Genomic DNA, 14,726 nt, shown 5'->3' with positions numbered 1-14,726 from the left:
CATGGCGACAAACACCGCACCCAGCCAACCGAACTCCGCGTCCCAGGCACCGAAAGACGAACGTGTCGCCCGTGCTGCCTTGTCCCGGCTCATGGAACCGCAGGACGCCTCCGGCCTTGCCCTCGTACGCCTCGCAGGAGCAGTGGACGCCCTCCGGATTGCCACCGGGCAGCTCACAGCTGGCCCGTCGCTTGAGCAGGAAATGGCGGCACTGCTGCTTGAAGGCGGCGGAGGCTCATGGCCAGGGCTTGCTGCTTCCCTGAAGCGGTGGATGCCACGGGTCCCGGACCTCGCACCGGAGCGGGACCTGGCCTCGATCCAGCGTCTTGGCGGCCGGCTCATCGTCCCGGGCGACGCGTTGTGGCCCGAGCAGCTGGCCGACCTCGGACTCCACGAGCCGCTCTGCCTGTGGTGGCGCGGGCACGAGCTCGAATTCCCGCCAGCCCGCCGGACTATTGCCCTTGTCGGTTCCCGCGACAGCACCGGATACGGGGGAGCGATCGCCGGCGAATTCGCTTACGGGCTCGGCCAGCGTGGATACACGGTCGTATCCGGTGGCGCGTACGGCATTGACGCGCACGCACACCGGGGTGCACTGGCGGGAGGCAGCAGCGCTGTCCCAACCATCGCTGTCATGGCCGGGGGAGTGGACCGCTACTATCCGTCCGGAAACGAAGAACTCCTGCGCGCCGTCGCCAACCAAGGGGCAGTCGTCGCAGAGGTTCCTCCGGGCTCGGCCCCCACCCGGTACCGCTTCCTGCAACGCAACAGGCTCATCGCAGCACTCGCGGCCGTCACCGTGATCGTCGAGGCCCGGTGGCGTTCCGGCGCCCTCAACACGGCCCACCACGCTGAATCCATCGGCCGCGTGGTGGCCGCCGTCCCGGGATCGATCCACAGCGCCAATTCGGCCGGATGCCACCGGCTCCTGCGCGAAGGCGGCGCTGTGTGCGTGACCGACGTCGGCGAGATCGCCGAACTAGCCGGTGGAAGCGGCGAGGACTTGGCGCGGGAACAGGAAGACCCTGGGTCCGAACACGACGGACTCACCCTGGAAGACCTGGTGTTGTTGGATGCCTTGCCGTTACGAACCACGACCTCCGTGGAGAAGCTGGGCACCGTGGCCGGGCTGGGCCAGGACGCCGTCCGGGCCGGGCTCGGCCGGCTCGGCTTGCTCGGCCTGGCTGTCTCCGAACGCGGCGGCTGGAAACGGGCACGGAAAATTGCATGAACTTGAAATGCAGGTGACGGATGGGACGTGGCGGTGCCGCGCGACGCGGGCGTCTGCTGGCAAAGTTGAAGGGTGGACACTGCAGCAAACCTGGAGCATTCGGACGGCGCTCACCCCGAGCCCGAAGCGGCCGGCAAGAACGACCCCGGCCGCCAGGCTCCGCCGGTGCCGGCCGCCTTGGTTGAGGCGATGGCCGGGTTCCGCCGCTATCTCGACGGGGAACGGGCCCGTTCGGCGCACACCGTGCGTGCCTACCTGGCGGACCTCGAAAGCCTGTTCGCTTTCGCTGCCGGCGAAGGGGTCAGAACACCGGCAGAACTGGAACTCGGCACGCTGCGCCGCTGGCTTGGCGGACAGAGCGAGGCGGGGCGATCGAGGGCAACCTTGGCCCGCCACTCAGCGACCGTCCGGACTTTCACCTCCTGGGCCCTGCGCGAGGACCTGATAGACGCCGACCCCGCCGTGCGCCTGCAGGCACCCAAGCGGGAACAGTCCCTTCCCGGCGTCCTCCAGCGGGGGCAGCTCGGCCGGATGTTCGACAGGCTCGCCCACGCCGCATCGGAGGGGGAACCGGTCCCGCTGCGGGACCGGGCCCTGGTGGAGTTGCTGTACGCCACGGGTATCCGCGTCGGTGAGCTTACCGGCCTGGACATCGACGACCTCGACGCCGACCGCCGCACCCTTCGGGTCCTGGGCAAGGGCAACAAGGAACGGACGGTTCCCTACGGGCTGCCGGCAGCGCTCGCCGTCGACGACTGGCTGCGCCGCGGCCGCCCGAAGCTTGCCGGAGAACACAGCGGCCCGGCGCTCTTCCTTGGGGCGCGGGGAGGACGCCTCGACCAGCGGCAGGCCCGCAGCGTGGTCAAGGAACTGCTGGAGGGGCTCGGCGACACCTCGGCCAGGGGACCGCATGCCCTCCGCCACTCAGCGGCCACCCATCTGCTCGACGGCGGCGCCGACCTGCGCGCCGTCCAGGAAATCCTGGGCCACAGCAGCCTGGCCACCACCCAGATATACACCCACGTTTCCGTGGAACGGCTCCGGGCAAGCTACCGCCAGGCCCATCCGAGGGCATGAATGCGTCCATTCCGTAAACGCGAAAAAACCGCGCTGGCGCAAAAGCGGTGCGTACGGCAAAATGAAAGCAATGTCCCGGAACTTTCAAGCACTGCTTGAAGTTGGCAAATGACCGGGGCGGCAATTTCATAATCCGGCAAATACAGTTTCATAATCTGGGAAATACAGTCCCGCAGGGATCACCGAATACCCGGTCACCGGCGCGGCAACCATCCAGGCAGAGGTCGTTGGGGAAGACGTACCTACAGCTATGGAGGATGGAATGTCTGTTGCAATGACCCGTGGTGTGTTGTTCGTACACTCGGCCCCGACGGCACTGTGCCCGCATGTTGAGTGGGCCATCGGATCGGTCGTGGACAAGCGGACCGATCTCGACTGGACCCCTCAACCCGCAGCGCCCGGAATGTTCCGGGCGGAGCTGTCGTGGGTCGGTACCCCCGGTACCGGTGCCCAGTTGGCCTCGACGCTTCGTGGCTGGGCGCACCTGCGCTATGAGGTCACCGAGGAGCCCAGTCAGGGCGTTGACGGGGCCCGCTGGTCGCACACGCCCGAGCTCGGTATTTTCCATGCAGTCACGGACGTGCATGGCAACATCATGGTCAGCGAGGACCGCATCCGCTACGCCTATGAGTCCGGCGCCGGCGATCCCGCCGCCGTCTACCACGAGCTCTCCCTGGCCCTCGGCGAGGCCTGGGACGAGGAACTCGAGCCGTTCCGTCATGCCGCCGAGGGCGCTCCCGTGCGCTGGCTGCACCAGGTCGGCTGAGCGGGCCTGCCGGGCCCGAAGCCGGCAACACAACATCCTCATAGCAGGGAAGAGGGCCCCGCCAGTGGCGGGGCCCTCTTCCTGCGTCAGTCGGAATACGGTTGTTAGACGCTTCGGACGGCGATGACGGCATTGTGGCCGCCGAAGCCGAAGGAGTTGCTCAGGGCCACGATATCGCCGGCAGGCAGGCTGCGGGCGGAGGTGACGACGTCGAGCGGGATCTCCGGGTCCTGGTTCTCCAGGTTGATGGTCAGCGGAGCCTGGCGTTCGTAGACGGCCAGGACCGTCAGCACGGCCTCCACGGCACCGGAAGCGCCCAGGAGGTGGCCCATCTGGGACTTCGTGGCGGAGACCGCCACGTTGTCGACGTGGGTGCCGAGGGCCGCACGGAGCGCGGTGTACTCGGGCTTGTCACCGACCGGGGTGGAGGTGGCGTGGGCGTTGACGTGCACCACGTCTTCGGCCTGGATCCGGCCGTCGAACATGGCTGCCTTAAGGGCGCGGGTGGCGCCGAGACCTTCGGGGTCCGGGGCTGTGATGTGATAGGCGTCGGCCGTGACCGAGGTGCCGGCCAGTTCGCCGTAGATGCGGGCGCCGCGGGCGAGAGCGTGTTCCTCGGCCTCGAGCACCAGCGCGCCGGCCCCTTCACCCATGACGAAGCCGTCCCGGTCGATGTCGTACGGCCGGGAGGCGTGTTCAGGATCGTCATTGCGGCGGGAAAGGGCCTGCATCGAGGAGAACGCGGCGAGCGGCATCGGGTGGATCGCGGCCTCCGCGCCGCCGCACATCACCACGTCAGCCTTGCCGGAGCGGATCAGGTCCAGGCCCAGGTGCAGGGCTTCGGTACCGGACGCGCAGGCGGAGACCGGGGTGTGCGCACCGGCGCGGGCACCGAGGTCGAGGCTGACGGCGGCGGCCACGCCGTTGGGCATGAGCATGGGCACAGTCATTGGCAGGACGCGGCGCGGACCCTTTTCCTTCAGCGTGTCCCAGGCGTCGAGCAAGGTCCAGACACCGCCAATGCCGGTGGCGAAGGCGACGGCCAGGCGGTCGTGGTCGATATCCGTGATGCCGGCGTCGGCCCAGGCTTCACGGGCGGCGATCACGCCGAACTGGGTTGACGGGTCCATGCGCTTGGCCTCGACACGGGTCAGCACATCGAGGGCCGGCGTCGAGCACCGCGCAGCAAAGTGGACGGGAAGGTCGTACTTGGCCACCCACTCGTCCTCGAGCGTGTGGGCTCCGGAGACCCCTTTAAGCGCGTTCTTCCACATTGTGGGAACGTCGCCACCGATGGGAGTGGTGGCCCCCAGACCGGTAATGACTACTTTGCGTGCCATGTGCGATCACTCTCTGTCGGATATCAGCCTGCTCGGCTGCGGTTCTTCGCAGGGCAGGAAAGCTTTGGGTAATGCGGCTGTGCCGGGCGCGGGATGGCGGTGCACCCGGGCCCGGCACAGCTGAAGGGCAGGACTAGGCCTGTGCGTTCGCGATGAAGTTGACGGCGTCGCCGACGGTCTTCAGGTTCTTGACCTCTTCGTCCGGGATGCGCACGCCGAACTTTTCTTCGGCGTTGACGACGATGGTCATCATGGAGATGGAGTCGATGTCCAGGTCCTCGGTGAAGGACTTGTCCAGCTCGACGGCGTCTGCAGCCAGGCCGGTCTCTTCGTTGACGATTTCAGCCAGGCCGGCCAGGATTTCTTCGTTGCTAGCCATTGTTGGCTCCTTTTCTTGTTGTGCCGGCTAGGCCGGAAACGGGCAAACCGCGGATACGGCTTGGTTGTCAAGGTCATGATCGTTGCATGCCTGCCGCAGCTAGGTTACGGCAGGACCACCACCTGGGCGCCGAAAACGAGGCCGGCACCGAAGCCGATCTGCAGCGAAAGTCCGCCGCTGAGCTGCGGGTTCTCCTGTAGGAGACGGTGCGTTGCCAGCGGGATCGAGGCCGCGGAGGTGTTGCCCGATTCGACGATGTCGCGGGCGACAATCACGGATTCGGGAAGCTTTAGCTTCTTGACCATCTCGTCGATGATCCGCATGTTTGCTTGGTGCGGCACGAATGCGGCGAGGTCCGAAGCTTCGATGCCTGCGGCGTCGAGGGCCTGCTGGGCCACCTTCGCCATTTCCCAGACTGCCCAACGGAACACGGTCTGCCCGTCCTGGCGCAGCGTGGGCCAGATGTCCTGGGCCGCCGAGATGATGGCGAGGTCGTCCGTTTCGTCCGAGTGCCGGGCGGACTCGCCGAGCTTACGGACCTCGTCAAGGGAGTGGGTCATGCCGATGGCGTTCCACTTGCTGCCGTCCGAGCCCCAGACCGACTGGCCGATGCCCGGGGTGTCCGAAGGTCCGATGACGACGGCGCCGGCGCCGTCGCCCAGCAGGAAGGAGATGGTGCGTTCGTGGTTGTCGATGACGTCCGAGAGTTTTTCGGCGCCAACCACCAGGACATACTCTGCAGCGCCGGAACGGACCAGGGCGTCACCCTGGGCGATGCCGTAGCAGTAGCCGGCGCAGGCGGCCGAAATATCGTAGGCGGCAGCCGGGGTCGCGCCGAGCCTGTCGGTCAGCGCAGCAGCGGCCGAGGGAGTGGCGAAGGGGTGCGTCACGGTGGAGACGATCACGGCGCCCAGCCGGGAGGCTTCAATGCCTGCCTGCGCCAGGGCTTCGCGGGCTGCGCCCTCGGCCATGTCGATCACACTGACGCCCTCGGGGGCGCGGTGCCGGGTGACGATGCCGGTGCGTTGCCGGATCCACTCGTCGGAGGAATCGATCCACTGGCAGACGTCGTCGTTGGTGACGATGACGTCCGGCCGGTAGGCGCCGATGCCGAGGATCCGGGAGAACTCGCGGACCGGGGCCTGCTTCAGGGTCGGAGCGCTCATGCGCTGGCCTCCAGTTCAGCGAAGAGGGCCAGCGCCGCGGACAAGTCCTCCGGGGTCTTCACGGCGACCGTCTTGACGCCGGGCATGCCACGCTTGGCGAGGCCGGTGAGGGTGCCTGCCGGGGCCAGTTCGATCAGGCCGGTGACACCGCGCTGCACCAGGTTTTCCATGCACAGGTCCCAGCGGACCGGTCGGGAGACCTGGGCGATCAGGCTGGCGACAGCGGCATCGCCGTCAGTGACCTCGCCGCCGTCGAAGTTCGACAGCAGCGGGACGGAAGGAGCCTGCGGCTTCAGGGACGGGCGCAACGCTTCGAGGGCGTCCACGGCCGGCGCCATGTGGGCTGTGTGGAAGGCGCCTGCCACCTTGAGCGGGATGACCCGGGCCTTGGCGGGCGGGTTGTCTGCGAGAGCCTGGAGCTGCTCGAACGTGCCTGCGGCGACGGTCTGGCCCGCGCCGTTCACGTTGGCCGGCGCCGCCCCGGACGCCTCGATGGCCGCCAGGACCTCCGCCGGGTCGCCTCCGACGACGGCGCTCATGCCGGTGGGGGTGACGGCTGCGGCGGCAGCCATGCTGTTGGCGCGTTCGCGTACGAAGGTCATGGCGTCGTCTTCGCTGAGCACCCCGGCAAGGGCGGATGCGGTGATCTCACCGACCGAGTGTCCGGCGAGGACCACCGGGAGGGTGCTGAGTTCGACGTCGAACAAGGACTTCGCGGCGACCAGCCCGGCGGCAACGATCAAAGGCTGCGCGACGGCGGTGTCCTTGATGGTTTCCTCGTCCGAGGTGGTGCCGTGGGCCTTGAGGTCGATTCCGGCAATTTCGCTCAGGGCAGCCAGATGGCCCTCGACGGAAGGCAGCTCCAGCCACGGGGCGAGGAATCCAGGGGTTTGCGAGCCCTGTCCAGGGCAGACGATTGCAAGCACGTAACCAGCTTTCCAAATTGCTGCGTGATCCAACGGTGTTTTCGTACACCAAGCTCACTGGGACGGTTTGTAGGAAGTCTACAACGAATCAGTTGCCGTTCCGGGAACCGTGACGCTCCGCGGTCGCCTTCGGCGGGGCTGAAAGACGGCCCACCACCAGGGCCGTCTGGAGCACGAAGGCCTCGCGCGGAAGGAGCGGATCCCACCCCGTCACATCGCAGACGCGTTTGAGCCGGTACCGCACCGTGTTGGCATGGACGAACAGTTCGCGGGCGGTGGCTTCCAGGGAATGGCCCAGTTCAAGGTAGGTTCCGAGCGTCTCGACCAGTCCATTGGAGGCGGCGATGAGCGGCCGGTAGATGTTCTTGATGAGCGAGCGGCGCGCGGCGTCGTCGCCGGACACTACGCGCTCGGGCAGGAGATCGTCGGCGGCGACCGGCCGCGGGGCCGAGGGCCAGGCCCGTGCTGCCGTGAGCCCGGCAAACGCGGCCTGCGCGGAACTGCTCGCTTCCAGCAGGGAGCCGGCCTCGGGGCCGTAGACGACCGGTCCAGGGGCGAACAGTTCGCTCAGCTTCAGGTAGGCGGTGTCGCGGTCTTGGACGCCGCCGAGAATCAGGATCAACCGGTCGCCCTGGATGCCCACCAGGGCGTCCTCGGCGAAGCGGCCAGCGGTGCGGCGCAGTTCGCTGACGTAGCTCGCGCTGGGCTCGGAGGGTGAATTGCCGACCATCACGGTAAACCGCTCCTGGGCCTTCCAGCCCAGCGCGGCGATCCGGGAACGCAGCGCGTCGGTGTTTTCGCCGCGCAGGATCGCGTCGACAATCAGCGCCTCGAGCCGGGTGTCCCAGGAACCGCGGGATTCCGCCGCACGGGCGTAGACGTCGGCTGCTGCGAAGGCCACTTCGCGCGAGTAGCGCAACACCGCTTCGCGCAGGGACGGCTGGTCCGGTTCGGGCGCGATTACCGGCACCTGGTTTTCTACGACTTCCACCACGATACGGATCAGCTGCAGCGCCTTTTGCAGGCTGATCGAGCGGGTGAGCTCGGTGGGGGCGTTGCCGAACACGTCGGTAAGGATCCACGAGGGGGAGCTCGGCCGTTCGTACCAGGTGACGAACGCCGCGATGCCGTTCTGCGCCACGAGTCCCAGCGCCGAGCGTTCATCGGCGCTCAGGCGCGTGTACCACGGAAGCGACTTCTCCAGCTGGCGCATGGTGGTCGTGGACAGCTGGCCGACATTCGCGCGAAGCCGTTTGAGGGTTTCGGCTTTCTCGGGGGAGACCGCACGCGATGGCGCCTTGCGTTTCGCGGAGGTAGGGGTGGGCTCTGCCATTCTTTGAGCATAAGGCCCCTGCCGCACAAGCTCCATTTGTGCGAAGGCTACAAGCCGGTGCCGCCGCTTCCGCTCGGGGCCGCCTCCCCTCGGGAAAGACCTTAAACGCCCGACGGCGGCCACGCCTTCCGGTGGGGCCGCCGCCTGGGTGTTGCCGCTCGCTTAGCTGTCGCCGCCGGCGCCGCCGGTGGTTCCTGCGTTGACGTCGAGCAGACGGTACTTCTCGATCGCCAGGCCAGGGGCCGAGGGGTCGACCTTGCCCTGCTGAGCGAGCAGCTGGAGGGCCTTGGCGACGATCGAGTGGGTGTCGTTCTTGAAGAAGCGACGGGCCGCGGCACGGGTGTCCGAGAACCCGAAGCCGTCGGCTCCCAGGGCCGCGAAGTCGTTCGGGATGAACTGGCGGATCTGGTCCGGAACGGCCTTCATGTAGTCCGACACGGCGACCACGGGACCCTCCGCACCGGCCAGCTGCTGGGTAACGAACGGGACGTGGGCGGCTTCGCCCGGGTTCAGGAAGGCCTGCTCCTCGGCGGCGAGGCCGTCGCGGCGCAGTTCGTTCCAGGAGGTGACGGACCAGACGTCGGCCGCCACGTTCCATTCCTCGTCAAGGATGCGCTGGGCCTCCAAGGCCCACGGCACGGAGACGCCGGAGGCAAGGATCTGGGCCTTCGGGCGGTCCGCCGAGCCGTTGTTGGCGGCGGAGAGCCGGTAGATGCCCTTGAGGAGGCCGTTGACGTCGAGGTCTTCCGGCTCGGCCGGCTGGACGATCGGCTCGTTGTACACCGTCAGGTAGTACATGAGGTTGCGGTCGGCCGACTCAGGGCCGTACATCCGCTCCAGGCCGTCACGGATGATGTGTCCGATTTCGTAACCGTAGGCGGGGTCGTACGTGACCACGGCGGGGTTGGTGGAGGCCAGCAGGGGGGAGTGGCCGTCGGCGTGCTGCAGGCCTTCACCGGTGAGGGTGGTGCGTCCCGCGGTGGCACCGACGATGAAGCCGCGGGTCATCTGGTCCGCAGCTGCCCAGAAGGAGTCGCCGGTCCGCTGGAAACCGAACATCGAGTAGAACACGTAGATCGGAACCAGGGGCTCGCCGTGGGTGGCGTAGGAGGTGCCGGCCGCGGTGAACGCTGCGACGGCACCGGCTTCGTTGATGCCGGGGTGGATCAGCTGGCCGGCAGGGGACTCCTTGTACGCGAGCACAAGGTCGCGGTCCACGGACAGGTAGTTCTGGCCCTTCGGGTTGTAGATCTTTGCCGTCGGGAAGAACGCATCCATGCCGAAGGTGCGGGATTCGTCCGGGACAACCGGGACGAAGCGTGTGCCGAAGTTCTTGTCGCGCATGAGGTCCTTGAGCAGGCGCACGAAGGCCATGGTGGTGGCCGCCTGCTGCTTGCCCGAACCGCGCTTGGCGACGTCGTAGGACTTGGCCTCCGGCAGGGTCACCTCGCTGTGCTTGGAACGGCGCTCCGGGAGGAAGCCGCCCAGTTCCGCACGACGCTCCATCAGGTACTTGATCTCCGGTGCGTCCATCCCCGGGTGGTAGTACGGGGGACGGTACGGGTCGGCTTCAAGCTGCTCGTCCGTGATCGGGATGCGCAGGTAGTCGCGGAAGGCCTTCAGGTCGTCCAGCGTCAGCTTCTTCATCTGGTGGGTCGCGTTGCGCCCCTCGAAGTGCGGACCCAGGCCGTAGCCCTTGACGGTCTTTGCCAGGATGACGGTCGGCTTGCCCTTGAACTCGGTGGCGGCCTTGTAGGCGGCGTAAACCTTGCGGTAATCGTGGCCGCCGCGCTTGAGCTGCCAGATCTGCTCGTCCGAGAAGTCGGCAACCATGTCCTTCGTCGCCGGAGTCTTGCCGAAGAAGTGCTCGCGCACGAATCCGCCGGACTCGGCCTTGTAGGTCTGGTAGTCCCCGTCGAGGGTCTCGTTCATGATGTTCACGAGGGAACCGTCGGAGTCCTTGGCGAGCAGATCGTCCCACTCGCGGCCCCAGACGACCTTGATGACGTTCCAGCCGGCACCGCGGAAGAACGCTTCGAGTTCCTGCATGATCTTGCCGTTGCCGCGGACGGGTCCGTCCAGGCGCTGCAGGTTGCAGTTGATGACGAAGTTCAGGTTGTCCAGGTTCTCGTTGGCGGCGAGCTGGAGCAGGCCGCGCGATTCGGGCTCGTCCATTTCACCGTCGCCGAGGAAGGCCCATACCTGCTGCTCGGAGGTGTCCTTGATGCCCCGGCCCTGGAGATAGCGGTTGGCCTGGGCCTGGTAGATGGCGTTCATCGGGCCGATGCCCATGGAGACCGTGGGGAATTCCCAGAAGGCCGGCATCAGGCGCGGGTGCGGGTAGGAGGACAGTGCATGCCCCTCCTTGGATTTCTCCTGGCGGAAGCCGTCAAGGTCTTCTTCGCTGAGGCGTCCTTCCATGAAGGCGCGGGCGTACATGCCGGGAGAGGCGTGTCCCTGGAAGAACACCTGGTCGCCGCCGGACGGGTGGTCCTTGCCGCGGAAGAAGTGGTTGAAACCAACTTCATACAAAGTGGCCGCGCCGGCATAGGTGGAGATGTGCCCGCCCACGCCGATGTCGGAGCGCTGTGCGCGGTGCACCATCACTGCTGCATTCCAACGCATGTACGCCCGGTAGCGACGCTCGAATTCTTCGTTGCCCGGGAACTTCGCTTCCTGGTCCGCCGGGATGGTGTTGACATAGTCCGTCGTCGTGACCATGGGTACGCCCACGGACTGCGCGCCGGCACGCTGCAACAGGCTGCGCATGATGTACTGCGCGCGTTCGGTTCCCTGCTCCTTGATCAAGGTGTCCAGGGACTCAATCCATTCCGCGGTCTCTTCCGGATCACGATCAGGCAGCTGGGCAGTCAACCCGCTGAGGATGTGTGAGGTCTCTTCTCCTGCAGCCACGTCCAACCTCTCTTTTGGCGCAAGCAGCGGCGCCTCAAGTCCGGCAGGGTAACTGCCCGCCATGAACGCGTCGTGTGCGACATCTCGGTTACAACAGCCCGGTCAGGTATGCCGGGCAGGTTCTCTAGAGCAACGGCTGCGCATTTACGGGGCGGTTGCCCTGCAGCCGAAGTGCTCACTGGCCACTGTAGCTTTGTCGATGCTGGGATGCGTAGCCGCGCAGGCCGTTTAAGCGTGATGTGACCGAGGATTCGCCGTGCTTTTGCGGCAGTGGCGGTGACACGGAATCGGGTTCATCGGGCGATAATGGCTTGAAGCACGCACACAAAGGGTGTTGGCTGGTAGTAATCGAAATCACTTCAGAGGAGGAAAACGTGAGCGAGGCCGACGCCGCCACATCGGTAAATGTGGCGGAAAGATTGGGTTTCAAGGACGGGGATCTGATTCAAGAGTTCGGTTACGACGATGATGTCGACTTCGACTTGCGTGACGATATTGAGGAGCTGACCGGCTCCGAACTCCTCGACGAGGACGACCACGAGGTCGTGGATGCAGTGATCTTCTGGTGGCGCGACGGCGATGGTGATCTCGTCGATGCCTTGGTGGATTCCCAGACGACCCTGAGCGAGGGTGGCGTGGTGTGGGTCCTTACCCCCAAGTCCGGCCGTCCGAACCACGTTTCCCCTTCTGAAATCCAGGACGCTGCGCCCACGGCCGGCCTCCACTGCACCACCTCCGCGGGTGTGTCCAAGGACTGGAGCGCCACTCGTCTCGTCGCCCGGAAGAAGAACAAGTGACGCACTCGCGGGCCGGCCGGGCGGATCTGTTGCAGGGCGTTCCGGCGGTTGGCGAGGTGGCTCCCGACTTTGAGTTGGTCAACCAGTACGGCGAACCAGTCCGGCTCTCGACCCTACGGGGACACAACGTCGTCCTTGTTTTCTTTCCCTTCGCGTTCTCCGGGATCTGCACCGGCGAACTCTGCGAGATCCGGGACAACCTCGCCGTATTCGAGGACGCCAACGCCACAGTCCTCGGCATTTCGGTGGACAGCAAGTTTGCCCAGCGCGCCTACGCGGAGAAGGAAGGCTACAGTTTCGAACTGCTCGCCGACTTCTGGCCGCACGGCGAGGTCGCCCGGAGCTATGGAGTGTTCGACGACGGCACCGGCATGGCCTTGCGCGGCACCTTCATCATCGATGCGGCAGGCATCATCCGCTATGTCGTGGTGAATCCGCGCGGCCAGGCGCGGGACCTGGCCGACTACCGCGCGGCCCTCGCCGGACTCGGCGCTTCCTGAATGCCTGTGGACTGAAGCGATGGACGGACGCCGCCCCGGGATCGGGACTACCGGACTGGCCAGCCAGGCGCCGGCGGGAACGGCTCCCCTGGCGGTGGAAGACCTTCCGGTGATGCGGCGGTCTGTCGAAATCCTGGGCGGTAGCCGCCTGGCGGTGCTCACCGGCGCGGGCCTGAGCACGGATTCGGGCATTCCGGATTACCGCGGCCCGGGCGCTGCGCCCCGCAAGCCCATGACCTACCAGGAATTCGTCGGCAGTGCGGACAACCGTCGCCGCTACTGGGCGCGCAACCATATCGGCTGGTCCAAGCTCCGGCATGCCGATCCCAATCCCGGACATTTCGCCGTCGCCCGCCTGGAGGGGCGCGGCCTCATGAGCGGGCTGATTACGCAGAACGTCGACCGGCTGCACGAGGAGGCGGGCAGCCGGAACGTGGTGGACCTCCATGGCCGCTATGACCGGGTGGTCTGCCTCGACGGCGGCCACGGCTTCAGCAGAAGGCTGCTTGGCGGAATCCTCGAGGAGATCAACCCCGGGTTCCTGGAAGCCGCCGAGGCCACGGGCGTCGTCGAAATGGCGCCGGACGCCGACGCCGTTGTGGAAGATCCGGAGCTGATCCGCAGCTTCGTGGTCGCCAGGTGCCCGGTGTGCGGGGGAGTGCTGAAACCGGACTTCGTCTATTTCGGTGAGAGCGTGCCCAAGGAACGGGTGGAACGCGCCTATGCCATGGTCGACGACGCAGGCGCCTTGCTGGTGGCCGGCTCGTCCTTGACCGTCATGAGCGGGCTGCGCTTTGTCCGCCACGCCGCGAAGGCGGGCAAGCCGGTGGTGATCATCAACAGGGGCACCACCCGCGGAGACGGCCTTGCCGATCTGAAGATCGACGCCGGGGTCAGCGCGGCTTTGTCGTGGCTGGCCGTGGAACTGCCCGACTTGCCCTGAAGTAGCGGAACGTTGCCGGCCGCTGGGAAGTGCGGCGATTCGCATTCCTGCAGCCGGATCGGGTAGAGTCTATGTTCGTTGCTTCAGCCGGGAATCCCGGCGGAGATACGCTTTTGGGTCTTTAGCTCAGCTGGTAGAGCGCCACGTTTACACCGTGGATGTCATCGGTTCGATCCCGGTAGGACCCACCAACGAAGCCCGTCACTCGCGCCGCCAGGCAGGAGAGTGGCGGGCTTCTTTCATGGCCGCGAATCCCGCGCTGAATGGTCCGGAAACTGGAAGAGCTCTCCACCGCGACTATTGGGGGATGCCGCGGTGGAGAGCTCGAAAATGAATATACAGTGAATTCCGTGGATTGGGAAGCATGCCGTTTCCCGCCGCTCCGGGGCGTATTTGCGGCGAAGCCACTATGATGGGACTTGTTCACTGGACTGAACATCGCCTTCCGGGCCCTTCATTCCGGACCAGCCACCGTCAAGGAGAGTCATGGCCGATTCCCGCGCTTCCCGTTCTACCGAGAGTCCGGGGGGTTCCTCGCCGGCTCCCGCGGTGACGCGGGCGGCTGCCGTGCTGGACGCCTTGGCCGCTGCGCCGTCGGGCCGGCTGACCCTGAGTGACCTGGCACGGGAGCTGGGCATCCCGAAGTCCTCCACCTCGAATCTCCTGCTGGCCCTCGAGGAGGCCCGCCTGATCACCCGCGAGGGCGCCGACTTCTCGCTCGGCCGCAAGCTCGTGGAACTCGGCGCGGCCTACCTGAGCCGGCTCGATGAGGTCCAGGAGTTCTACAAGTATTGCGAGCAGGCGCCGACCCTCTCGGGGGAGACCGTGCGCATCGCCATGCGCGACGGCGACCACGTCATCTACCTGGCCCGTTATGAGGGCCACCCGGCCGTCCGCCTGACCTCCAACATCGGCGACAAGATGCCGCTGTCCCTGTGTGCGGTCGGCAAAGCCCTCCTGGCGCAACTGCACGACCATGACATCGAGGCGATGTTCCCGGACGACCTTGAACTCCCGGTCATGACCCCCAAGTCACTGCGCTCCGCGACCGAACTCAAGGCCCAGATAGCCGAGATCCGCCGCCGTGGCTTCGCCTTCGAAGACGAGGAATCAACCCTGGGCGTCGTCTGCCTGGCAGTACCCGTGCCGACCCACGGCGCGCACGGGCCGAGCCTGGGCCTTTCCGTCACGTCCCTCAAGGCGACGTATTCGGACCAGCAGGGCGACCTGATGGTGAAGGAACTCAAGGAGCTCGCCCATTCGCTGGGCAATCCGATGGGCTGATCCGGAAACAAATCTGATTACACCTCTTGAACATTGTTCAGCTTGTTGTACGCTGTTCAATATAGTGATTC

13 protein-coding genes and 1 tRNA gene are annotated in these 14,726 nt (G+C 66.3%); 8 read left to right on the top strand and 6 right to left on the bottom strand.

All coding sequences use genetic code 11. The annotated features are described in order from the left end of the window. The first annotated feature begins 1 nt into the window (after position 1). From dprA to DWV11_RS10080, 3 genes are all read left to right on the top strand, one after another. A complete protein-coding gene (dprA, locus tag DWV11_RS10090) occupies positions 2-1,231 on the top strand; it encodes a DNA-processing protein DprA (protein WP_115788741.1) in 1,230 nt (409 codons plus the stop codon). A 189-nt stretch (positions 1,232-1,420) separates the two neighbouring features. Further along, the gene (locus DWV11_RS10085; RefSeq protein ID WP_115788837.1) at positions 1,421-2,308 is read left to right on the top strand and encodes a tyrosine recombinase XerC; all 888 of its coding nucleotides are present in this window, start codon (positions 1,421-1,423) and stop codon (positions 2,306-2,308) included. Positions 2,309-2,570: 262 nt separating this feature from the next. Further along, entirely contained in the window at positions 2,571-3,074 is a 504-nt protein-coding gene (locus tag DWV11_RS10080) for a DUF3145 domain-containing protein (RefSeq protein WP_115788740.1), read from the top strand. Positions 3,075-3,178: 104 nt separating this feature from the next. On the opposite strand, the gene DWV11_RS10075 is transcribed toward DWV11_RS10080, so the two are convergent. The 6 genes from DWV11_RS10075 to aceE form a co-directional block, all read right to left on the bottom strand. Then, positions 3,179-4,414 carry a beta-ketoacyl-[acyl-carrier-protein] synthase family protein gene (locus DWV11_RS10075; RefSeq protein ID WP_115788739.1) on the bottom strand — a complete coding sequence of 412 codons (1,236 nt, stop codon included), beginning with the start codon at positions 4,412-4,414 and terminating at the stop codon, positions 3,179-3,181. A 133-nt stretch (positions 4,415-4,547) separates the two neighbouring features. Beyond that, complete coding sequence (locus DWV11_RS10070; RefSeq protein WP_070347536.1) at positions 4,548-4,793, bottom strand: acyl carrier protein; 246 nt, start codon at positions 4,791-4,793, stop codon at positions 4,548-4,550. A gap of 104 nt (positions 4,794-4,897) precedes the next feature. Then, on the bottom strand, positions 4,898-5,959 hold the full coding sequence (locus DWV11_RS10065; protein WP_115788738.1) for a beta-ketoacyl-ACP synthase III: 1,062 nt from the start codon (positions 5,957-5,959) through the stop codon (positions 4,898-4,900). After that, complete coding sequence (locus DWV11_RS10060) at positions 5,956-6,885, bottom strand: ACP S-malonyltransferase (RefSeq protein WP_210725715.1); 930 nt, start codon at positions 6,883-6,885, stop codon at positions 5,956-5,958. The genes DWV11_RS10065 and DWV11_RS10060 overlap by 4 nt, the downstream gene beginning before the upstream one ends. An 88-nt stretch (positions 6,886-6,973) precedes the next feature. Then, the gene (locus DWV11_RS10055) at positions 6,974-8,218 is read right to left on the bottom strand and encodes a PucR family transcriptional regulator (RefSeq protein ID WP_115788736.1); all 1,245 of its coding nucleotides are present in this window, start codon (positions 8,216-8,218) and stop codon (positions 6,974-6,976) included. Between the two features lie 162 nt (positions 8,219-8,380). After that, positions 8,381-11,131, bottom strand: a complete 2,751-nt coding sequence (gene aceE / locus DWV11_RS10050) for a pyruvate dehydrogenase (acetyl-transferring), homodimeric type (protein ID WP_115788836.1) — start codon at positions 11,129-11,131, stop codon at positions 8,381-8,383. Positions 11,132-11,505: 374 nt separating this feature from the next. Between aceE and DWV11_RS10045 the strand changes: the two genes are divergently transcribed. The 5 genes from DWV11_RS10045 to DWV11_RS10025 all read left to right on the top strand — a co-directional run bounded on the left by DWV11_RS10045 (position 11,506) and on the right by DWV11_RS10025 (position 14,655). Then, positions 11,506-11,928, top strand: coding sequence for a DUF3052 domain-containing protein (locus DWV11_RS10045; protein ID WP_115788735.1), 423 nt, complete (start codon positions 11,506-11,508; stop codon positions 11,926-11,928). After that, a complete protein-coding gene (locus DWV11_RS10040) occupies positions 11,925-12,428 on the top strand; it encodes a peroxiredoxin (protein WP_245953540.1) in 504 nt (167 codons plus the stop codon). The genes DWV11_RS10045 and DWV11_RS10040 overlap by 4 nt, the downstream gene beginning before the upstream one ends. Before the next feature lie 19 nt (positions 12,429-12,447). After that, entirely contained in the window at positions 12,448-13,371 is a 924-nt protein-coding gene (locus DWV11_RS10035) for an NAD-dependent protein deacetylase (RefSeq protein WP_115788734.1), read from the top strand. A 115-nt stretch (positions 13,372-13,486) separates the two neighbouring features. Continuing rightward, positions 13,487-13,562, top strand: a tRNA-Val gene (locus tag DWV11_RS10030). Positions 13,563-13,857: 295 nt separating this feature from the next. After that, positions 13,858-14,655, top strand: coding sequence for an IclR family transcriptional regulator (locus DWV11_RS10025; RefSeq protein WP_115788733.1), 798 nt, complete (start codon positions 13,858-13,860; stop codon positions 14,653-14,655). Positions 14,656-14,726 lie beyond the last annotated feature (71 nt).

The sequence above is a fragment of the Arthrobacter silvisoli genome, assembly GCF_003369445.1.
GTDB classification, from domain to species: domain Bacteria; phylum Actinomycetota; class Actinomycetes; order Actinomycetales; family Micrococcaceae; genus Arthrobacter; species Arthrobacter silvisoli.
The sequence above is the reverse complement of the archived record's forward strand: the minus strand, read 5'-3'. Positions and strand labels throughout refer to the sequence as shown.